Here is a 19,025-nt window from a genome sequence, read left to right on the forward strand (position 1 = left end):
TAAAAAAGGGCCTTCGGCTGCGGCCGGGCTCTCTCAGCCCTTGCTCGCGCCGAAGGTAAGCCCCGCGACAAAGTGTTTCTGCATGGCGAAGAACATCAGCACCGAAGGCAGCGCCGCAAGCACCGAGCCCGCCGCCACGAGGTTCCACGCCGTGGTCCACTGCCCCTTGAGCGCGGCTACGCCCACCGTGATCGGCGCGGCGTCGTCGCCCTGGGTGAGACACAGCGCCCAGAAGTAGTCGTTCCAGACGAACGTGAAGACGAGAATGCCGAGCGCGGCGAGCGCCGGCCGCACGAGCGGCATGACGATGCGCCAGTAAATGGCCCATTCGCTCGCGCCTTCCACGCGCGCGGCCTCGATCAGTTCGAACGGCAGTTGCTTGATGAAATTGCGCAGGAACAGCGTGCAGAATCCGGTCTGAAACGACACGTGAAAGATGATGAGCGCCCACACGGTGTTGTAGAGCCCTACGCGCAGCGCCATGTCGCGCACCGGGATCATGAGGATCTGGATCGGCACGAAGTTCCCGGCGACGAAGGCGAACAATACCGCCGTGTTGCCGCGAAAGCGATACGTGGATAGCGCGAAGCCCGCCATCGAAGCCAGCGTAATGGCACCGATCACCGAAGGCACCGTGATCAGCACGCTGTTCGCGAAGTAATGGAGCATCGGTGTTTGCGTGAGCGCCGCCCCGTAGTTTTCCAGCAGCGCGAAGTGCTTCGGCCAGCCCCAGTAGTCGCCCTGCTGCAGTTCCTCGGTAGACCGGATCGAGGTAATGAGCACGGCGAGCATGGGCAGCAGCCAGATGACGAGCGCAATGGGCAACGAGATCTTGTAGAGCACGCGATTCGCGGGTTTCCAGCGATCGAGGGGAAGCGGATACATGGGCAGCGACTCCGTGAACAGCGACGAAAAATCGAAGGGTAAGTCAGCGTTCTTCGCGCAGCATGCGGCGCAAATGGAACACGATATAAACGAGCATGATGGCGAACAGCACGACGGCAATCGCCGCCGAATAGCCTTCGCGGTAGTATTTGATCGCCTGGTCGTACATGAAGTACGCGAGCACCGTGGAGCTGTCGAACGGGCCGCCGCCGCTCATCACGGCGATCAGGTCGAAGCTGCGCAGCGCGCCAATCACCGTGAGCACGATGGCCATGAACGTGGCAGGGCGCAGCTGCGGGAGCACCACGTGCCAGAAGAGCCGCCAGCCCTTCGCGCCTTCCATGCGCGCGGCTTCCACGATCTCGGGGTTGATGCCCGTGAGGCCCGTGAGATACAGGATCATGCAGAACGGTGTTTGCGGCCAGAGTGCGGCGAAGATAATGCCGAACGTCACGAGCTTCGGGTCGCCCAGCACGGGTATGCCATGGCCGACGATCATCTTGAGCAGACCGAAGGTCGGATCGTAGAACCACGAGAACACGAGACCGACCACCACGCCCGAGAGCACGAACGGCGCGAAGAACAGCGACTTCACCGCGCGTATGCCGCGCACGTGCTGGTTCAGATAGAGCGCGAACACGAGACCGAGCGGCGGCGCGAGCAGGAAGAACACAAGCCACAGCAGATTGTTCTTGAGCGCGGTATAGAACGTGTCGGTCTGGAACAGTTCGACGTAGTTCGCGAGCCCGACAAACGTTTTCGCGGTCATCCCGTCCCAGTTATAGAAGCTGAGCGTGATGCTGCTGAAGATCGGGTAGACCACGCACAGCGCAAAGAGCGCGCAGCCCGGCAGCAGGAAAAACAGCGCGGCGCGATTCTGTTGCCGCCGCACAGTAGAGACGCGACGCGGCCGCGCCGCCCCAATGGGGCGCGCCAAGGTATCGGACATGGTGAAGTCTCGCCGGTGATCGAAGAAGGTACGGCCGGCGGCGCAATGCGCCGGCCGCACCGCGGCTTTACTTGTGGTAGATGCGCTGGCGCGTCGTTTCGAGGCGCGCGAGCAGCGTATCGAGCTGCGACGGGTCGCTGTAGAACTGCTGCATGGCCTTCATGCCTTCGTCGGCCATTTCCTTCTGCATGTCGCGGTCGTAGAACTGCGCAATGCCGCCGCGCGTGCTCGCGAGCGTCTGGAAGCCCACCTTGGAGATGGGATCGTCAGGCTCGGCTGCCTTGTTGTTCGAAGGCAGCTGGCCCCAGCCGTGCGCGAGTTCGGCGTTGATCGCGGGCGTTTCCATGAAGGCGAGCAGACGGCGCGCATCGGCCTTGTTCTTCGCCTTCGCCGGAATGAGCAGCACGTTCACGGGACCGTCTTCGGCCGTCGGCACATTGGCGTCGATGACCGGGAAGCGGAAGAAGCCCACGTTCTGCTTCATGTTCTCCGGGAAGCTCGCCGAGAAGAACGTGCCCATCAGCATCATCGCCGCCTTGCCGTTCACGAGCACCGGCGCGATCGAATCCACGTCGTAGGAAAGCGCGTTTTCCATGAAGCAATGGTTGTCCATCAGGGTCTTCCACGTCGTGTAGACCTTCTTCACGCGCGGGTCGGTATAGGGAATCTGACCGGCCATCAGCTTCTGGTGGAACTCGTTGCCGTTGATGCGCAGGTCCAGATAGTCGAACCACGCGGCGAGCGTCCAGCTGTCGCGCGCGGCCACGGCAATGGGCTGCACGCCGATGGCGTTGAGCTTCTTGCAGCTTTCCAGCAATTCGTCGAAGGTCTTCGGCTCGGATTTGATCCCGGCCTTGGCGAACAGGTCCTTGCGGTAGAAGAAGCCATAGGCGTCATATCCCAGCGGCGCGGCATACTGCTTGCCGTTCCATGTGGACGCACTCTTCACCGATGCGTACTGGTCGTTCCAGCCGTTTTTGGCCCAGTCCGGGGAGAGGTCTTCCAGCAGGCCGCGCTCGGCGTAATAGGCCATGCGCTCGCCGTCGTGCCACGACACCACATCGGGCGGATCGGTCGCGAGCCAGCCGCCCATCTGCACCTTGTAGGCTTCCTCGGTTATATAGGATACCTTGAGGTCGACGTCGGGATTGGCTTTCTTGAACTGATCGAAGGCATCTTGCCATGTCGAGCGCTGGTTGGCGCGCGCCGAGACGTTGACGGTCAGCGTCCCGGCGTCGGCGGCCATGCTCGCGAACGCCGTCGCCGCCACGATCGCAACGGCGGCCGAGCCGCGGGCCAGCGAACCGAACGCTTTCAAGCGATTGGAAAACATCTGTTGTCTCCTGTGTCGATCCATCCAACATGCTGTTGGACTGCCTTTGTCGACTGACGGCACCCGCGCCGCCAGACCTGGTGACCCGCTCTACCGGCGGGGTATAACGAAATCAGGCCAGCGCCGGCGCATGCGCTGCCGCGAGCCGGCGCAACGCTGCGCCTTCGGCGTCGAACAGATGGCACGCCTGCGGCGGCACATGCACGCGGATGCGTTCGCCCACACCGATAAGCGAATCGCCCGGCGCTTTGGCGACCAGTGTGCCGGCCGCATGATCCGCATGCAGATAGCTATGTTCGCCCAGGCGCTCGGCGAGCACCGTTGCGCACGCAATCGATTGATCGTCGCCAGTCAGCCGCAGATGTTCGGGCCGCACGCCCAGCGTGACCGGCTGACCGCGCTTCAATGCGCGTCCGTCCACGCAGGCGAGCAGCGTCTGCCCGCCTTCGAGCGTGACGCGCACGCCCTCTTCATCCACCGAGTCGACACTCGCGTCGATGAAGTTCATGCGCGGCGAGCCGATGAACCCGGCCACGAAGCGCGACTTCGGGTGGTGATAGAGATCGAGCGGCGCGCCGCTTTGCGCCACGCTGCCGTGGCGCTCCATGTCGGCGCCCGCGTGCAGCAGCACGATGCGGTCGGCGAGCGTCATCGCCTCGACCTGGTCGTGCGTGACATACACGACGCTCGCATCCGTGAAGCGCTGGTGCAGGCGCGCGATCTCGATGCGCGTATGGCTGCGCAACGCGGCGTCGAGATTGGAGAGCGGCTCGTCGAACAGGAACACGCCCGGCTCGCGCACGATGGCGCGGCCGATGGCGACGCGCTGGCGCTGTCCGCCCGATAGCGCCTTGGGATGCCGGTCGAGCAGCGCCTCCAGTTGCAGGCTGCGCGCGGCGTCGCGCACGCGCCGCTCGATCTCGGCTTTCGGCACCTTGGCGATCTTCAGCCCGAACGCGATGTTGTCGAACACCGTCATGTGCGGAAAGAGCGCGTAGCTCTGGAACACCATCGCCACGCCGCGCTCGGCGGCGGGCACGTCCGTCACCACGCGCGACCCGATGCGCAGTTCGCCTTCGCTCAATTCCTCGAGGCCCGCGATCATGCGCAGCAGCGTGGACTTGCCGCATCCGGAAGGCCCGAGGAACACGCAAAACTCGTGATGCCCGATGTCGAGATCGACATGCCGCACCACCGGCGGATGATCGCCGTAGCGCTTGCCGACGCCCGAGAGCTGTATCGTCGCCATGTTCTCGCCTCGAAATTTAAGCGCTTAAATTTTTATGCAGAAAACTTCCCACAGCCCTTGCGCAGCGGGCATTTAACCGCTTAAATTCGAATCCGGCATAATCGCGCATTCGTTGTCTCCGTTGATGTTGTGGGAGAAAAGTAGCAAACCCCGCCGCAGCATTGCAACATCTGAATCATCTTCCCTGAATGTGGGAAAGGTCCGACATGGTCACCTTGTCAGAAGTCGCGCGGCGCGCACGCGTCACGGCGGCTACCGTTTCGAATGTGCTGCGCAATCGCGAGAAGGTTCGTCCCGAGACGGCCGAGCGTGTGCTGCAGGCCATCGCCGAGCTGGGCTACCGGCCCAACCTCAATGCGCGCGCGCTCGCGCAGGGGCGCTCGTCCACGCTCGCGCTCATGCTCTCGAACATCTCCAACCCGTTCTACCCCGAGTTCGTGCTCGCGGCGGAACGCGCCGCGCGCAAGGCGGGCCACTTCCTGATGGTCTGCAACACCGACGACGACGCGCAAATCGGCCGCGCCTACCTGAACCAGATCGCAGGCACCTTCGCGGACGGCGTGCTCGTGATGAACACCGACATCGCCATGAACGAACTGTGCATCTCGGCCATGCACAACGGCCCCATTCTGCTGGCGATGTGGGAGCACCCCGAGAATCCGCCCGTACTGCCGTGCGTGGCCGTGGACTTCGCGCGCGCGGGCGCGCTCGCGGCGCACCATCTACTTGAGTTGGGACACCGAAATATCGCCATGCTGATCGGCGACGGCTGCGGCGGCCTGCAGGACGCCCGTTCGGAAGGATTCCGAACGGCCATGCGAGAAGGCGGCGTGAATCCGGCGAACGTGGCGCAGATGCAGGTGCGCGACTCGATCGACTCCGGCTACGCGGCCTGCCAGCAATTGCTCGCGCAGCACCCGCGCGTGAGCGCGATCTTCGCGACCAACGACCTGCTCGCGATCGGTGCGATTCAGGCGCTGGTCAGCATGGGCCGCGCCGTGCCCGACGATGTGTCCGTGATCGGCATCACGGACATTCAGCTCGCCCATCAGATGCGCCCCGCGCTCACCACCGTCGCGATCCAGACCGAGGCCGTGGCCGAGCTGTCGATCCGCAGCCTGATCCGGCTGATCGACGAACCGGACCAGCAGCCGCCCATGGTGCTCGGGCCGCCGCCCGAGCTCGTCACGCGCATGTCCACGGGGCCGCGCAAACGGCGCGCCCGGGCCTGACCCTGCGTGTCAGACCTCGCTCGACAGGTGCGGGCGAAGCGCCGACAATGAATGCCCTTTACGGCGCGCCCGTCCGGTTCAGCGGAGCCACGCGCACACACGTTCGCGCGCCGCGGCGCGCACGGGGCACTACATGCAGGACACAAACGCAAGTCATCGACATTTCGACACGCTGATCGTCGGTGCAGGTTCGATGGGCATGGCGGCCGGCTATTATCTGAGCCGCCTCGGCAACAAGGTGCTGCTGCTCGACGCCGGCGATCCACCGCACGATCAGGGTGCGCATCACGGAGCGACGCGCCTCATTCGCCACGCCTATGGCGAAGGCGCCGCCTACGTGCCGCTCGCCTTGCGCGCCCAGCAGCTTTGGGAAGACCTCGAGCAGCAAACGCAGACTGCTCTTTTCGTGCGCACGGGCGTCGTCAATATCGGCTCGCCCGACGAAGCGTTCATGCGCGAGGTGCAGGCGAGCGCCGCCAGCCACGGCATCCCGCTGGAAACGCTCGACGCGGCCACGGCCGGCAAACGCTGGCCCGCGTGGCGACTGCGCCCAGAGCAGATCGCGAACTTCGAACCCGGCGCGGGCGTGCTCTATTGCGAGCGCGCGATCAGCACTTACCGGCAGCTCGCGACCGCGCTCGGCGCAACACTGGGCACGAATACGCGCGTCACGCGCATCGAGTGTCATGGGCGCGAGAGTGTCAACGTCTGGACCGACAGGAACGAAAAGTTCACCGCGCGCGACCTGATCGTGTGCGCCGGCAAATCGACTCGCGATCTGCTCGCGCCGCTGGGCCTCGAGATTCCGGTCACGCGCGTGCGCAAGAGTTTCGCGTGGTTCGAAGGCGAGCCAGGCCTCTTTGGGCCGGAGCGCTTCCCGGGCTTTTTCGTCGCCTCGGAAGTGGGCGGTTATTACGGGTTTCCCGATCTCGACGGCAGCGGCCTGAAGCTGGGCCGCCACGACACCGGCGAGCCCATCGCGGCGGACGCGCCGCTCGCGCCATTCGGCGCCGAGCCGAGCGATCTCGGCGATCTGCAAGCCTTCCTGGAACGCTACTTACCGGGCGCGGGCAAGCTGCGCGTGGGCCGGGCCTGCGAATACGACATGACGCCGGACGAACATTTCATCATCGACCGCGTGCCCACCTGCCCGAACGTGCACATCGCGACCGGCTTTTCCGGGCATGGTTTCAAGTTCGCCAGCGCGATCGGCGAGGCGCTAGCGGAGCGGATCACGCAAGGCGAAAGCCGCATCGACCTTGCGATGTTCGCGCGCAAGCGCTTCGCGTAGCGAGCCAGCTCACGCCTAGTTTGCGGGAATCGTCACGACCGGCGCCTTGCTGCTCGTCTCGGCTTCCGCGAGCGCCATGAGGTTCTGCAGGACCGTGAACGCATATTTCGAGTCGAAGTCGGCGCGCTCGACCCAATAAGCCGTGCCGTCGTAGTCGATCGCGACATAGGCGTCCGCGGGTGCCTTCGGCCCCTGGTGCACGATGATGATCGGCCGCGTTTCGCCCCCAATCAGCCCGACGGTCGGTTTCGTCGCGCCGCTCTGCACCTGGGCGTCCGGCACCTGCACCTGCGCGCCGATATTCGTGAGGATGCCGAGTACCGAGCGCGTCACCATGGGAATGCGATTGCCGCCCTGCGCGGAGGGTCCATAGACGATCTCGTACGTGCGCGTGTCCGCCGCAAGATGGAGCAGTTCACGCACGCGCGCCAGGTCCGCCGAAACTTGCGGCGACTGCGCGCTGTTCGTCGCGCCAAGTGCGAGGAACACCGTGTTCTTGCCGTTCTCGCTGCGCGACTCCACGTTCAGCTCGCCCGCCAGTTGCAGGCGCCGCAGCGCCTGGAGCAACTGGAAGAAACCCGCCGAGCCCGCGCTGCCCTCTCCGCCTAGCGCGCTGCCGTTCTGCAACCCGCCGATCGATTGCGCGCCGATACGCAGCAGCAGATCGACCGGCATGCCGCCTTCGGCGAGCGGCATCATGAGTTCCGGCGCGAGCGGCCGGATGTACGCCGAAGCGAACGCTTCGCCCGTAGTTGGCGTGAACGTGAAAGTCGGGCGATTCGACCAGGAGATATTACCGGTCGCAAGCGCATAGTCCGGCTGCGCGCCTGAGCCGATATTGCCCGTGACGCCCGCCGTCGAATCGAATTGATACGCGGCGATGATCGAACTCACCGTGAGAAAGGCGGGCGCGTCGCCATAACGCAAACCGATCACGGCCGCGAGTATTCCGCGTTTTTTTGCATCGCCGAGTGCTCTTGCGTAATCGACCTGATCGGCGCGCAGACGCGTCGGGCCGAGATGCACACACGCCGTGCCCAGCAAGGCCGAGCACGAAACCGCCAGAATCGTCGCTTTTGAAATCATCGGAAGCCTGCGCGCCGGCCGCGCAAAGAGAGTGGGTCCGCGCGCACAGGTAGCAAGCGTTGTGCCCCGATATTTCAGAAGCGCAAGCGTGACCCTTCCGGAAATGACACCCTCAGGTCCGTGGCGCGCTCGATTGCGCCCGCGCCAGCAGCACTTCGCGGTCGCGCGCGTTCTGCGTGAGCGCGGCCGCGCGCTCGAATTCCGCTCGCGCTTCGGCATGGCGCGCCAGCTTTTCGAGCAGATCGCCGCGTGCGGCCGGCAGCCACGGATAGTGACGCAGCGAGGGTTCCGCACACAGCGCATCGACGAGATCGAGCGCCGCTTGCGGCCCTCGCGCCATACCCACCGCCACGGCGCGATTCAGACGCACGACGGGCGAGGCGTCGAGTTCGAGCAGCGCGTCGTAGATCGAGACGATCTGCGCCCAGTCGGTCTGCGCCGCGCTCGGCGCGCGCGCATGGCAAGCCGCGAGCGCCGCCTGCAGCGCGTATGGCCCAGGCGCACCCGCGCAGGCCGCACCGCGCGCGATCGCGGCAAGCCCGCGCCGGATCAATAGCGCGTCCCAGCGGCTGCGGTCCTGGTCGGCGAGCAGCACGGCGCGCCCTGCCCGGTCCACGCGCGCGGGCAAGCGTGAAGCCTGCAGTTCCATCAAGGCAACGAGGCCGTGAGCCTCGCCCTCGAGCGGAACGAGTTCCGCCAGCATGCGGCCTAGCCGCAGGGCTTCTTCGCACAGAGCAGGGCGCGTCCAGTCCGGGCCCGCCGTGGCCGTATAGCCTTCGTTGAAGATCAGATAAATCACTTCGAATACCGAAGCAAGCCGCGGCTCGAGGTCGGCGAGGCGCGGCACTTCGAACGGAACTTTCGCCGCCGCGAGCGTGCGCTTGGCCCGCACGATGCGCTGCGCGACGGTTGCCTCCGGCACGAGGAACGCGCGCGCGATCTCAGCCGTAGTGAGGCCGCCGAGCAGACGCAGCGTGAGCGCGGCGCGTCCCTCCTTCGGCAACACCGGATGACACGCCACGAACACGAGCCGCAGCAAGTCGTCGCCGATCTCGTCCTCGCGCGCGGCGTCGAGCGCCTCCACGAAGTCGGGCGCGAAGTGCGCTTCGAGCGCTTCGAGGTCCGCGCCCATCGCCTCGTGCGCGCGCGCATGTGAGGCCGCGCGACGCAGCCGGTCGAGGGCGCGATGTTTCGCGGCGGTCATGAGCCACGCTCCGGGGTTCTCGGGAATGCCGCTCACAGGCCAGCTTTCCAGCGCGGCGACGAACGCGTCCTGCGCGATTTCCTCGGCCACGCCCACGTCGCGCACGATGCGCGCGGCGTGGGCGATCACCTTCGCCGACTCGATGCGCCACACGGCCTCGACCGTGCGGCGCGTCGCCGTGAATGGGTCGTGAGGGTCGCGCGCCTGCGTCACGAGCCGTGCGCGCCCTTTTCGATCGCGGCGGGCGACATGTACATCAGTTCCCAGATGTGGCCATCGGGGTCTTCGAAGCTGCGGCCGTACATGTCGGTGCCGCACTCCATCGGCGGGCGCTTCGAGGTGCCACCCGCCGCGAGCGCCTTGTCGACGAGTCCGTCCACTTCCTCGCGCGACACGCACGAGAGGCAGGTCAGCACCTCGGTGCTTTCGCGGGCGTCCACGAGCGCCTTGTCGGTGAAGCCGCGCATGAAATCGAGGGTGAGCAGCATGGCGTACATGTTCTCGCCCAGCACCATGCAGGCGGCCTGGTCGTTGGTGAATTTCGGGTCGAACTTGAAGCCGAGCTGGCCGAAGAAGTCCATCGAGCGCTTGAGGTCGCGCACGCCCAGATTGACGAAGATGTGCTTATGCATGTTTGGAGCCTCACGGTGATCGAGCAAATGCTCAGGATGCCTTACGTTGTTCCTGCAGCTGGCGAAAACTCTCGACGCCCTCGCACTGCGGAAGTTCGTCGAGTTCATAGAGCTGCCGCACTTCGACCTCGCCCTCGGTGTGCTTGCCGAATGGCGACGGGAACCGGCGCGCCCATTCGAGCGCTTCGTCGCGCGAGCGGACCTGGATGAGCGTATAGCCGGCGATCAACTCCTTCGTTTCGGCGAACGGGCCGTCGAGGATCGTGGGCTTGCCGTTCGTGTAGTGCACGCGGAAGCCGCGCGAGCTGGGCTGCAGGCCCGAGGCGTCGAGCAGCACGCCGGCCTTCGCCAGTTCCTCGTGATAGCGGGCCATTTCGGCGAATACTTCGACGTCGTCGGGCGGCTCGCCCGCTTCGGTCAGCGCATTGGCGCGCACCATGATCATGAATCGCATTGTCTACTCCTGAGTGTGGCGTTCGGGTCGTTCGAGGCAAGCGGCACCCTTGGGTGCGCTCATGAACACGACGCGCGGGGCGCACGGAAATCGACAACGGACAGCGAAATCTTTTGCGTGCCTGGGGAAACTACCTGGAGAGGCACCCCTTCAGCGGAAACACGGACCAGTTTCGCGCACTTCGACGCTCGCCCATTGCGCCGCGGGACAGCGCTGCGCGATGGCCAGTGCCTCGTCGCGCGTTGCGCAATCGACAAGGAAAAAGCCGCCGATCATCTCCTTCGCCTCGGCGAACGGGCCATCGATGATGCTCGCGCGGCCTTCGCGCACCTGCACGCGTGCGCCGCCGGTGTCGGAGGTGAGCGCGTGCGCGTCGATCAGCTTGCCCTCGGCGGCGAGTTCGTCGGCGAACGCGACCATGCGCGCGTAGAGCGCCTCGCCTTCGGATGGCGCGCGCGTCTCGCGCTGGCCGCGCGGCTCGGCGATGAGCAGCATGAATGGCATGAAGGTGTCCTCTCAGTCAGCCTGCGATCCTGAAAGGCAAGAGTCTATTCCAGAAGGAGCGATGCGCGTCGCGACCGGGCGCGCTTTGAGGCGCTCACGCGTAGCGCGCGAGGAAGAGATCGGCGGACGACTCGGCGACCTGGCGCTGCTGCGCGTCGTCGAGCGGGGGCTGGCCCATCGCGACCTGCGGCCAGAAGGCGAATGCCTTCACGATGCCGTGCAGTTGCTGCGAGGCGAATGCGGGATCGGTCGTTTTCAGGCGGCCATCGGCGGCGGCCGCGCGCACCCAGACCGTGAGGTCCTCTTCGCGCTCGCCGATGCGAGCCACCATGTCGCGTGCGCGCTCGGGCGAATGGATGCCCGCCGCGATCGCCACGCGCGCGAGCTTGAAGAACGCTTCGTCGCTCAGGAGCCGCAGCTTGCGCATCAGTAGCTCGACGAGCTGCGTGCGCAGCGGCTCGCCGGCGCGGTAGGCCGGCGCATCGGCGGTCGCGCTCGCGTCCCAGAGCTGGCACAGGATCGACGCGAACAGCGCCTCCTTGCTCGGGAAATGGTTGTAGACCGTGCGCTTCGAGACGTTCGCGCGCGCCGCAATACGGTCCATGCTCGTGGCGTCGAAGCCGGAGGCCAGAAATTCGTCGATGGCCGCCGCGACGATGGCGGCGCGCTTGCGGTCGGTCAGGCGTTGAGGGGTGGCGGGGATGCAATCCATTCCCAAATCTTACACCAGACAGTTTACTTTTCGCCAGAATAAACTACACTGTGCAGTCTACTTCCTGTTTCCAAAGGCAGCCGCCGACATGACCTCGCCTTTCGCATCGCTGAGCCGTACCTTGGGCCTGAGCGCCGCACAACGCGGCCGCGAGCTCTCGTCCACCTCGCCGCAACACGATGGCGAGCGCTTTCGCAACGTGCGTCCGCGCCCGGCCGAGGGCCTCGGCAAGACGCTGAAGATCATGTGGAACATGATCTTCCACAAGCCGGGCGGCACCATGCCCGCCGGCGCGCTGCCCGTTCAGGCGCTCACGCGCGAGGAGCTCGAGGCCGCGCCCGACCGCAGCGTCTACCGGCTCGGCCATTCCACGCTGCTCTTCAAGCTGCGCGGCCACTTCTGGCTCACCGACCCGGTATTCGCCGACCGCGCCTCGCCGTTCCAGAACCTCGGGCCCAAGCGCTTTCATGCGCCGCCCATCGCGCTTGCCGACCTGCCGCCACTACGCGGCGTGATCCTCTCGCACGACCACTACGACCACCTCGACCGCGAAACCGTGCTCGCGCTCGCCGCCACGACGGGCGTATTTCTCACGCCGCTCGGCGTCGGCGACCGCTTGATCGAATGGGGCATCGACGGTGCGAAGGTGCGTCAGTTCGACTGGTGGCAAGGCGCGAATGTCGAGGGCGTCGAGTTCACCGCTACCCCGGCGCAGCATTTCTCGGGACGCAGCCTGTTCGACGGCAACAGCACGCTGTGGGCGTCGTGGGTGATCGCCGACGCCGACCTGCGCGTGTTCTTCAGCGGCGACACCGGCTACTTCGACGGCTTTCGCACGATCGGCGAGCGGCTTGGCCCCTTCGACGCGACCTTCATCGAAACCGGCGCGTACGACCCGCAATGGCCCTACGTCCACATGCAGCCGGAGGAAACGGTGCAGGCACACGTGGATTTGCGCGGCGAGTGGCTCGTGCCGATTCACAACGGCACGTTCGATCTCGCGATGCATCGCTGGCAGGACCCGTTCGAGCGCGTGACCGGCCTCGCGCTGGCGCGCGGCGTGACGCTCTCCACGCCGCGCATGGGCGAGCGGCTCGATCTCGTGGAGCCGCATCGTGGGGAGCGCTGGTGGCGTGAGGTCGCGGAAAGCGCGGAGCCGCCGCGCACGGCGCGCCGGTGGTTCGCTTGCCGCGATGCGCGCGAAGCGCAGTCCTGACACCCATCCTCACATCTCCCTCTACCGCCCGCGCGCCATACGAACGCGCGCGGGCCCACCTGCTGCTCGTTCCCCGCTTCTTCCCCTTCGCGGCAAAAGTCTCCTAAGCTTTTGCATCGGGGCTCGCATCGTACGGAGCCTCTTCATCCCGCCCCTTTACCCTTCACGGGATTTCCCCAGGCTGACAGCCCGCGATTTCTGGAATTAAATAAATCAACTTGATTTATTTAGTCGGCGACGCAGTTCCAGGCCGACCTGCTTTGCATAGGACCGGAGCGAGCGCCAAAGCGCCCACTCCGGATCGAGAGGAGGAGACACGTGAGAAGTCCGCATGTCGGTCAGGGCAGCAATTCCGCCAACGTCCGCCGCTTCAACGAACGCCTGCTGCTGCAGGCGCTGCGTCGCGCGGGCGAGGCGTCGAAGGCCGACCTCGCGCGTCTCGCGAATCTCACGAGCACCGCGGTGGGCACCATCATCACCTCGCTCACGGCCAATGGCCTGATCGAGGTGAGCGGCCGCCGCGACGGCCAACGCGGCCAGCCCGCCTCGCTGCTGCGCCTGTCGCCGCGCGGCGCGTTCGCCATCGGCGTGCGGCTCGACCGGACCAACATCGAAACCGTGCTCGTGGATTTCGCGGGCCACATGATCGAGCGCCGCTCGCGCGACATGCTGCTGCCGCAACCCTCGGTCGCGCAGGAGATCGTGCAACGCGACATCGCCGAGCTATTGGGCCACCTCACGACAGAGGAACGCAGTCGCCTCGCCGGCATCGGCGTGGCGCAGCCGTACAACCTCGGCAGCTGGCTGCGCGAACTGGGCCTGCCGGCGGACACCTTCCGCGTGTGGAACGATGTCGATTTCGCGGGCGAACTCGCGCGCGCCACGGCGCTGCCCGTGTTCAGCGAAAACGACGGCAACGCGGCCGCCATCGCCGAGATCTTCTACGGCTGCGGGCGCCAGCGCGACGACTTCCTCTACCTGTTTCTCGGCCCGGCGATCGGCGGCGGCATCGCCATCGACGGCGACTGCGTGCGTGGCCTCACCGGCAACGCGGGCGATTTCGCGGTGATGCCCGTGCCGCCGAGCCGCCTGCCCTCGGCGCACAAGCCGCCCGGTCAGTGGGACATCCTGCTGTCGCGCGCGTCGCTCATCGCGCTGCGCCGCCATCTGCAGTATTGCGGCGAGACGATCGACAGCCGCGCCGATCTGGAAGCGTGCATCGCGCGCGGCCACCCCGGCGTGCAGGAGTGGCTCGACGACTGCATCGATGCGCTCGCCCCCGCGCTACGCTCGGCATTCTGCGTGCTCGACGTGCCGGCCGTGGTGCTCGACGCCGACGTGGATGCGGGCCTCATCGACACGCTCATGCAGCGCCTGCGCCTCGCGGTCGCCGCCACCGCGCCGGAGGCGCGCGGCACGCCCGCCCTGGTGCGCGGCACCTTCGGTCCCGATGCGGGGGCGCTCGGCGCGGCCACGCTCCCCATGTTCTTCAACTTTTCGCCGCGCGCGGGCATCCTCATGGGCGCCGGCGCACAAACTTACGCTCAAGCGCAGGAGGAGAGCCATGTCGCCCTCTGAGTCCACGCCGCCGCTGCTGGAAATGCGGGGCATCACCAAGACCTTCCCCGGCGTGCGCGCACTCGACAACGTGCGCCTCACCGTCTACCCCGGCGAGGTCCATTCGCTGATGGGCGAGAACGGCGCGGGCAAGTCCACGCTGATGAAGATCCTCTCGGGCGCCTACCAGGCCGACCCCGGCGGCGAGATCCTCATCGAAGGCAAGCCGGTCGTGATCGACGGGCCGCATGCGTCGCGCGCGCTGGGCGTAGCCGTGATCTATCAGGAGCTGAGCCTCGCGCCCAATCTCTCGGTTGCCGAGAACATTCATGCGGGCCGCGAACTGCGCAAGGGCGGCCGCCGCTTCGGCACGGTCGACCGGCGCGCCATGGAGCGCGGCTGCGAAGACGTGCTCAAGCGCCTCGGCGCGAGCTTCGGACCCACCACGCTGGTCGGCTCGCTTTCCATCGCCGAACGGCAGCTGGTGGAAATCGCACGCGCAGTCCACAGCGACGCGCGCATCATCGTGATGGACGAGCCCACCACGCCGCTTTCCTCGCGCGAAACGGAACGCCTTTTCAAGCTCATCAACCAGCTGCGCGACGAAGGACTGGCGATCATCTACATCAGCCACCGCATGGCCGAGGTGTACGAGTTGTCGGACCGCGTTTCCGTGCTGCGCGACGGCAGCTACGTGGGCACGCTCATGCGCGATGCGCTCAACGCGGAAAGCCTCGTGAGCATGATGGTGGGCCGCGATATTTCGGGCTTCTACAAAAAGGCGCACGCCCCGTACGATCCGGGCAAGGTCGTGCTCACCGTGCGCGACGTGGCCGACGACAAGCGCGTGCGCGGCTGCAGTCTCGACCTGCACGCGGGCGAAGTGCTCGGCATTGCTGGCCTCGTGGGCGCGGGCCGCACCGAGCTTGCGCGCCTCATCTTCGGCGCGGAACCGCGCTTGCGCGGCCAGATCGCCATCGACGGCCAGACGCTCAACGTGCACACGCCGCGCGACGCGATCAACGCGGGCCTCGTCTACCTGACCGAAGACCGCAAGCATCAGGGCCTCTTTCTCGACATGAGCGTGCGCGACAACATCAACGTCGCCGTGGCCGGGCGCGACGCGCGCATGGGCGTGCTCGACCTCGCGCGCGGCGGCGAGCGTGCGAAGGAAGCCATCCGCTCGCTCTCCATTCGCGTGCCGAACGCGCGCGTGAACGTGGGTGCGCTCTCGGGCGGCAACCAGCAGAAGGTGCTGCTTTCGCGCCTGCTGGAAACGAAGCCGCGCGTGCTGATTCTCGACGAGCCCACGCGCGGCGTCGATATCGGCGCAAAATCCGAGATCTACCGCATCATCAACGACCTCGCCAAGACCGGCGTGGGCATTATCGTGATTTCGAGCGAGCTGCCCGAGATCATCGGCGTGGCCGACCGCGTGCTCGTCATGCGCGAAGGCGTGTTCGCCGGCGAGCTTGGCGGCTACTCCGGCAAACCCATCAGCCAGGAAGCGATCATCGAACTCGCCACCGGCTCGCAGCACCCGCTCGACGAAGCCGCTTGACCTTCACCGCATACGCAAGAAACGTCCCTCAGGAGTACGACATGAAAAGCATTCTTCCCCGGCACGGTGTCGCGGCCTCGCCCACACAGCCCGCGCAAGGCGCTCAACCCGCACGCAGCGTCGCGGTCGACGGTCATCGCCAGCGCATGAAGTCGCTCGTGCGCACCGCCGGCATGCTGCCGGTGCTGGTGCTGCTGTGCATCGGCTTCGGTCTGCTCACCGATGGCTTCTTCACGCTGGAGAATCTTTCGATCGTCACGCAGCAGGCGTCGATCAACATCGTGCTCGCCGCCGGTATGACCTTCGTGATTCTCACGGGCGGCATCGACCTCTCGGTGGGCTCGGTACTGGCCGCTGCCGCCATGGCCGCCATGATCGGCTCGAACTTCGCGGGCTGGGGCTGGGTCGGCGTGCCCATGGCGCTCGCGGTGGGCCTCGGCTTCGGCCTCATCAACGGCGCGCTCATCGCGCTGCTGCGCCTGCCGCCGTTCATCGTCACGCTCGGCTCGCTCACGGCGGTGCGCGGCATCGCGCGCCTCATGGGTCACGACACCACGATCTTCAACCCGCAGTTGTCGTTCGCCTTCATCGGCAACGGCACGGTGCTCGGCGTGCCCTGGCTCGTGATCATCGCGCTCGTGGTGGTGGCCGGCTCGTGGTTCGTGCTGCGCCGTACCGTGCTCGGCCTGCGCATCTACTCGGTGGGCGGCAACCCGGAAGCGGCGCGCCTCTCGGGCATCAAGGTGTGGGGCATCGAGATGTTCGTCTATGCCGTGTCGGGCCTGCTCGCGGGTCTCGGCGCGGTGATGTCGGCGGCCCGTCTCTACGCAGCCAACGGCCTGCAACTGGGCCAGTCCTACGAACTCGACGCGATCGCCGCGGTGATTCTGGGCGGCACGAGCTTCGTGGGCGGCGTGGGCTCGATCATCGGCACGCTGATCGGCGCGCTCATCATCGCCGTCCTGACCAATGGCCTCGTGCTGCTCGGCGTCTCGGACATCTGGCAGTACATCATCAAGGGTCTCGTGATCGTCGGCGCCGTGGCGCTCGACCGCTACCGCCAGCGCGGCTCGGCCCGTACCTAAGCGTAGATTCGATACAGCATCAGCCAGAAACAGGCGCTAGCGCAGGCGGTCCTGCTGCGCTCGCCCGGAAAGCACCCAAACAGGACCCCTCAGGAGACAACCTCATGTTCAAGAAAAAAGTCGTTCTCGCCGCTGCCGCCCTCACGTTCGGTTTCGCACTGCAAGGCGCGCATGCCGCCGACAAGCAGCTCAAGTCGATCGGCATTACCGTGGGTTCGCTCGGCAACCCGTACTTCGTGACGATCGTGCAGGGTGCGGAAGCGAAGGCCAAACAGATCAATCCTAATGCCAAGGTCACGGCCGTTTCCGCCGACTACGACCTCAACAAGCAGTTCACGCAGATCGACAACTTCATTTCGGCGCACGTGGACATGATCCTCCTGAACGCGACCGATCCGAAGGCGATCTTGCCGGCGGTGAAGAAGGCGCAGGCGGCCGGCATCGTGGTGATGGCCGTGGACGTGGCCGCCGCGGGCGCCGACGCCACCGTGCAGACCGACAACGTGAAGGCCGGCGAGATCTCGTGCGAGTACCTCGCGAAGAAGATCAACAACACCGGCAACGTGATCATCCAGAACGGGCCGCAGGTCTCGGCCGTGATCGACCGCGTGAACGGCTGCAAGCAGGTGCTCGCGAAGACGCCCGGCATCAAGATCCTCTCCGACGACCAGGACGCCAAGGGCTCGCGTGAAGGCGGCATGAACGTGATGCAGGGCTACCTCACGCGCTTCCCGAAGATTGCCGGCGTGTTCGCCATCAACGACCCGCAGGCCATTGGCAGCGACCTTGCCGCGAAGCAGCTGCATCGCAGCAACATCGTGATCACGTCGGTGGACGGCGCGCCCGATATCGAAACGGCGCTCAAGACCGATACGCTGGTGCAGGCCTCGGCGAGCCAGGACCCGTGGAAGATGGCGCAAACAGCCGTGCAGGTGGGCTACGACATCATGAACGGCAAGAAGCCCGCCAACCCGATGATCGAAATGACGCCGCAACTCGTCACGCGCGACAACGTGGGCAGCTACAAGGGCTGGTCGTCGCAGCACTAAGCCCTGGCGTTGCATGAGCACGGGATGGCCCGTGCTCATGCAGTCAAGCAAGCACGGCGTCCTTCGTCACCACGCGGCGCGGAATGATTTTCAGGTCGTAGAATGTGTCCGCGATCTTCTGCTGCTGTGCGATCACGGCGGCGTCGATGGGCCGATATTCATGCGCGTAGTGCGTGAGGCCGGTCTGGATCGTCGCCGCATCGAGGCCCTGGATCGGTGAGAGTTTCGCGGCCGCTGCCGCCGTGTTGGCGCGCACCCATTGCCCCGTCTTGCCGAGTTCGTCCAGCGCGATCGCCAGCGCGTCCTTGCGGTTTTGCGCGAATTCGCGCTGGCTCAGGAAGAACTGATGATGGCTCGCCACGCCGCTGGCGTCGGCAAGCAGGCGTGCGCCGTCCTGCGATTCGACGGCAGCGAGGAACGGGTCCCAGATCGCCCACGCATCGATGGCGCCGCTTTGCAGCGCCGGGCGCGCGTCGGCGGGCGCCAGATACACAGGCTGCACCTCGCCAATGGAAAGACCCTGCTTTTGCAGCAGCGCGACGAGAAACCAGTGCACGTCCGAGCCGCGATTCAGGCCGATCTTCCTGCCCTTCAGTCCCGTCACGTCACGGATCGGCGAGTTTTTCGCCACCACCACACCTTCCGCGTGCGGCGTGGGCAACTCATACGCCGTATAGACGAAATCCGCGCCCGCGGCCTGGGCAAACACCGGCGGGGCTTCACCGACATAGCCGAAGTCGATCGCGCCCACGTTCAAGCCTTCGAGCAATTGCGGGCCGGCCGGGAATTCGGTCCACGATACCTTGATGCCGAGCGGCGCGAGGCGCGTTTCGAGCGTGCCGTTGGCCTTGAGCAGCACGAGCGTGCTCGCGGCCTTCTGGTAGCCGATGCGGAACTGGTCCGGCTGATATTTCGCGAACGCAGTGGCGGGCAGCGCCGCGCCGGCGAGCGTTGCGCCCAGCGTGGCGAGGAAGTGGCGGCGGGTATAAGGTCTGGGCGACGTGGGGCGAGTCATCTTCAGCGCTT

At 66.0% G+C, this 19,025-nt stretch carries 18 protein-coding genes; 7 read left to right on the forward strand and 11 right to left on the reverse strand.

Annotated elements, in window-relative coordinates:
• Nucleotides 1–33 precede the first annotated feature (33 nt).
• From AB3X98_RS40205 to AB3X98_RS40220, 4 genes are all read right to left on the reverse strand, one after another.
• Nucleotides 34–885: a carbohydrate ABC transporter permease gene (locus tag AB3X98_RS40205; protein ID WP_368606601.1), complete on the reverse strand. Its 852-nt coding sequence runs from the start codon at nucleotides 883–885 to the stop codon at nucleotides 34–36.
• Between the two features lie 43 nt (nucleotides 886–928).
• On the reverse strand, nucleotides 929–1,834 hold the full coding sequence (locus tag AB3X98_RS40210; protein ID WP_069269069.1) for a carbohydrate ABC transporter permease: 906 nt from the start codon (nucleotides 1,832–1,834) through the stop codon (nucleotides 929–931).
• A gap of 67 nt (nucleotides 1,835–1,901) precedes the next feature.
• On the reverse strand, nucleotides 1,902–3,167 hold the full coding sequence (locus AB3X98_RS40215; RefSeq protein ID WP_368606602.1) for an ABC transporter substrate-binding protein: 1,266 nt from the start codon (nucleotides 3,165–3,167) through the stop codon (nucleotides 1,902–1,904).
• Nucleotides 3,168–3,279: 112 nt separating this feature from the next.
• Nucleotides 3,280–4,416, reverse strand: a complete 1,137-nt coding sequence (locus AB3X98_RS40220) for an ABC transporter ATP-binding protein (protein ID WP_368606603.1) — start codon at nucleotides 4,414–4,416, stop codon at nucleotides 3,280–3,282.
• Nucleotides 4,417–4,622: 206 nt separating this feature from the next.
• On the opposite strand from AB3X98_RS40220, the gene AB3X98_RS40225 reads away from it, so the two are divergent.
• Entirely contained in the window at nucleotides 4,623–5,648 is a 1,026-nt protein-coding gene (locus tag AB3X98_RS40225; RefSeq protein WP_368606604.1) for a LacI family DNA-binding transcriptional regulator, read from the forward strand.
• Between the two features lie 133 nt (nucleotides 5,649–5,781).
• Nucleotides 5,782–6,939, forward strand: a complete 1,158-nt coding sequence (gene solA, locus AB3X98_RS40230) for an N-methyl-L-tryptophan oxidase (RefSeq protein WP_069269065.1) — start codon at nucleotides 5,782–5,784, stop codon at nucleotides 6,937–6,939.
• Nucleotides 6,940–6,954: 15 nt separating this feature from the next.
• Here solA and AB3X98_RS40235 read toward each other — a convergent pair whose 3' ends face one another.
• The 6 genes from AB3X98_RS40235 to AB3X98_RS40260 all read right to left on the reverse strand — a co-directional run bounded on the left by AB3X98_RS40235 (nucleotide 6,955) and on the right by AB3X98_RS40260 (nucleotide 11,531).
• Nucleotides 6,955–8,025: a hypothetical protein gene (locus AB3X98_RS40235; protein WP_342947466.1), complete on the reverse strand. Its 1,071-nt coding sequence runs from the start codon at nucleotides 8,023–8,025 to the stop codon at nucleotides 6,955–6,957.
• Between the two features lie 112 nt (nucleotides 8,026–8,137).
• A complete protein-coding gene (locus tag AB3X98_RS40240; protein ID WP_368606605.1) occupies nucleotides 8,138–9,442 on the reverse strand; it encodes an RNA polymerase sigma factor in 1,305 nt (434 codons plus the stop codon).
• Nucleotides 9,439–9,861 (reverse strand): VOC family protein, encoded by a 423-nt coding sequence (locus AB3X98_RS40245; RefSeq protein ID WP_069269062.1) that lies wholly within the window; start codon nucleotides 9,859–9,861, stop codon nucleotides 9,439–9,441. Before AB3X98_RS40245 ends, AB3X98_RS40240 begins: the two co-directional genes overlap by 4 nt.
• Before the next feature lie 31 nt (nucleotides 9,862–9,892).
• Nucleotides 9,893–10,315: a YciI family protein gene (locus AB3X98_RS40250; RefSeq protein WP_069269061.1), complete on the reverse strand. Its 423-nt coding sequence runs from the start codon at nucleotides 10,313–10,315 to the stop codon at nucleotides 9,893–9,895.
• A gap of 150 nt (nucleotides 10,316–10,465) precedes the next feature.
• Nucleotides 10,466–10,819, reverse strand: coding sequence for a YciI family protein (locus AB3X98_RS40255; RefSeq protein ID WP_069269060.1), 354 nt, complete (start codon nucleotides 10,817–10,819; stop codon nucleotides 10,466–10,468).
• Between the two features lie 94 nt (nucleotides 10,820–10,913).
• Nucleotides 10,914–11,531, reverse strand: a complete 618-nt coding sequence (locus AB3X98_RS40260) for a TetR/AcrR family transcriptional regulator (protein WP_342947463.1) — start codon at nucleotides 11,529–11,531, stop codon at nucleotides 10,914–10,916.
• 88 nt (nucleotides 11,532–11,619) lie between these two features.
• Between AB3X98_RS40260 and AB3X98_RS40265 the strand changes: the two genes are divergently transcribed.
• The 5 genes from AB3X98_RS40265 to AB3X98_RS40285 all read left to right on the forward strand — a co-directional run bounded on the left by AB3X98_RS40265 (nucleotide 11,620) and on the right by AB3X98_RS40285 (nucleotide 17,999).
• Nucleotides 11,620–12,747, forward strand: coding sequence for an MBL fold metallo-hydrolase (locus AB3X98_RS40265; protein ID WP_368606606.1), 1,128 nt, complete (start codon nucleotides 11,620–11,622; stop codon nucleotides 12,745–12,747).
• A 318-nt stretch (nucleotides 12,748–13,065) separates the two neighbouring features.
• Nucleotides 13,066–14,325, forward strand: coding sequence for an ROK family transcriptional regulator (locus AB3X98_RS40270; protein ID WP_069269057.1), 1,260 nt, complete (start codon nucleotides 13,066–13,068; stop codon nucleotides 14,323–14,325).
• Nucleotides 14,312–15,865 (forward strand): sugar ABC transporter ATP-binding protein, encoded by a 1,554-nt coding sequence (locus tag AB3X98_RS40275; RefSeq protein WP_368606607.1) that lies wholly within the window; start codon nucleotides 14,312–14,314, stop codon nucleotides 15,863–15,865. The genes AB3X98_RS40270 and AB3X98_RS40275 overlap by 14 nt, the downstream gene beginning before the upstream one ends.
• A gap of 41 nt (nucleotides 15,866–15,906) precedes the next feature.
• A complete protein-coding gene (locus AB3X98_RS40280) occupies nucleotides 15,907–16,950 on the forward strand; it encodes a hypothetical protein (protein WP_069269055.1) in 1,044 nt (347 codons plus the stop codon).
• Nucleotides 16,951–17,054: 104 nt separating this feature from the next.
• The gene (locus AB3X98_RS40285) at nucleotides 17,055–17,999 is read left to right on the forward strand and encodes an ABC transporter substrate-binding protein (RefSeq protein WP_368606608.1); all 945 of its coding nucleotides are present in this window, start codon (nucleotides 17,055–17,057) and stop codon (nucleotides 17,997–17,999) included.
• A 43-nt stretch (nucleotides 18,000–18,042) separates the two neighbouring features.
• Here the strand turns inward: AB3X98_RS40285 and AB3X98_RS40290 are convergent, their stop codons facing one another.
• Nucleotides 18,043–19,014, reverse strand: a complete 972-nt coding sequence (locus tag AB3X98_RS40290) for a sulfonate ABC transporter substrate-binding protein (RefSeq protein ID WP_368606609.1) — start codon at nucleotides 19,012–19,014, stop codon at nucleotides 18,043–18,045.
• Between the last annotated feature and the right edge of the window lie 11 nt (nucleotides 19,015–19,025).

The organism is Paraburkholderia sp. BR14312 (genome assembly GCF_040948675.1).
GTDB lineage: Bacteria > Pseudomonadota > Gammaproteobacteria > Burkholderiales > Burkholderiaceae > Paraburkholderia > Paraburkholderia nodosa_A.

What these genes read in the sequence shown, in the direction of transcription:
- AB3X98_RS40205 (WP_368606601.1), bottom strand. Translation starts at nt 885, where the DNA reads ATGTATCCGCTTCCCCTCGATCGCTGGAAACCCGCGAATCGCGTGCTC.
- AB3X98_RS40210 (WP_069269069.1), bottom strand. Translation starts at nt 1,834, where the DNA reads ATGTCCGATACCTTGGCGCGCCCCATTGGGGCGGCGCGGCCGCGTCGC.
- AB3X98_RS40215 (WP_368606602.1), bottom strand. Translation starts at nt 3,167, where the DNA reads ATGTTTTCCAATCGCTTGAAAGCGTTCGGTTCGCTGGCCCGCGGCTCG.
- AB3X98_RS40220 (WP_368606603.1), bottom strand. Translation starts at nt 4,416, where the DNA reads ATGGCGACGATACAGCTCTCGGGCGTCGGCAAGCGCTACGGCGATCAT.
- AB3X98_RS40225 (WP_368606604.1), top strand. Translation starts at nt 4,623, where the DNA reads ATGGTCACCTTGTCAGAAGTCGCGCGGCGCGCACGCGTCACGGCGGCT.
- solA (WP_069269065.1), top strand. Translation starts at nt 5,782, where the DNA reads ATGCAGGACACAAACGCAAGTCATCGACATTTCGACACGCTGATCGTC.
- AB3X98_RS40235 (WP_342947466.1), bottom strand. Translation starts at nt 8,025, where the DNA reads ATGATTTCAAAAGCGACGATTCTGGCGGTTTCGTGCTCGGCCTTGCTG.
- AB3X98_RS40245 (WP_069269062.1), bottom strand. Translation starts at nt 9,861, where the DNA reads ATGCATAAGCACATCTTCGTCAATCTGGGCGTGCGCGACCTCAAGCGC.
- AB3X98_RS40250 (WP_069269061.1), bottom strand. Translation starts at nt 10,315, where the DNA reads ATGCGATTCATGATCATGGTGCGCGCCAATGCGCTGACCGAAGCGGGC.
- AB3X98_RS40255 (WP_069269060.1), bottom strand. Translation starts at nt 10,819, where the DNA reads ATGCCATTCATGCTGCTCATCGCCGAGCCGCGCGGCCAGCGCGAGACG.
- AB3X98_RS40260 (WP_342947463.1), bottom strand. Translation starts at nt 11,531, where the DNA reads ATGGATTGCATCCCCGCCACCCCTCAACGCCTGACCGACCGCAAGCGC.
- AB3X98_RS40265 (WP_368606606.1), top strand. Translation starts at nt 11,620, where the DNA reads ATGACCTCGCCTTTCGCATCGCTGAGCCGTACCTTGGGCCTGAGCGCC.
- AB3X98_RS40275 (WP_368606607.1), top strand. Translation starts at nt 14,312, where the DNA reads ATGTCGCCCTCTGAGTCCACGCCGCCGCTGCTGGAAATGCGGGGCATC.
- AB3X98_RS40280 (WP_069269055.1), top strand. Translation starts at nt 15,907, where the DNA reads ATGAAAAGCATTCTTCCCCGGCACGGTGTCGCGGCCTCGCCCACACAG.
- AB3X98_RS40285 (WP_368606608.1), top strand. Translation starts at nt 17,055, where the DNA reads ATGTTCAAGAAAAAAGTCGTTCTCGCCGCTGCCGCCCTCACGTTCGGT.
- AB3X98_RS40290 (WP_368606609.1), bottom strand. Translation starts at nt 19,014, where the DNA reads ATGACTCGCCCCACGTCGCCCAGACCTTATACCCGCCGCCACTTCCTC.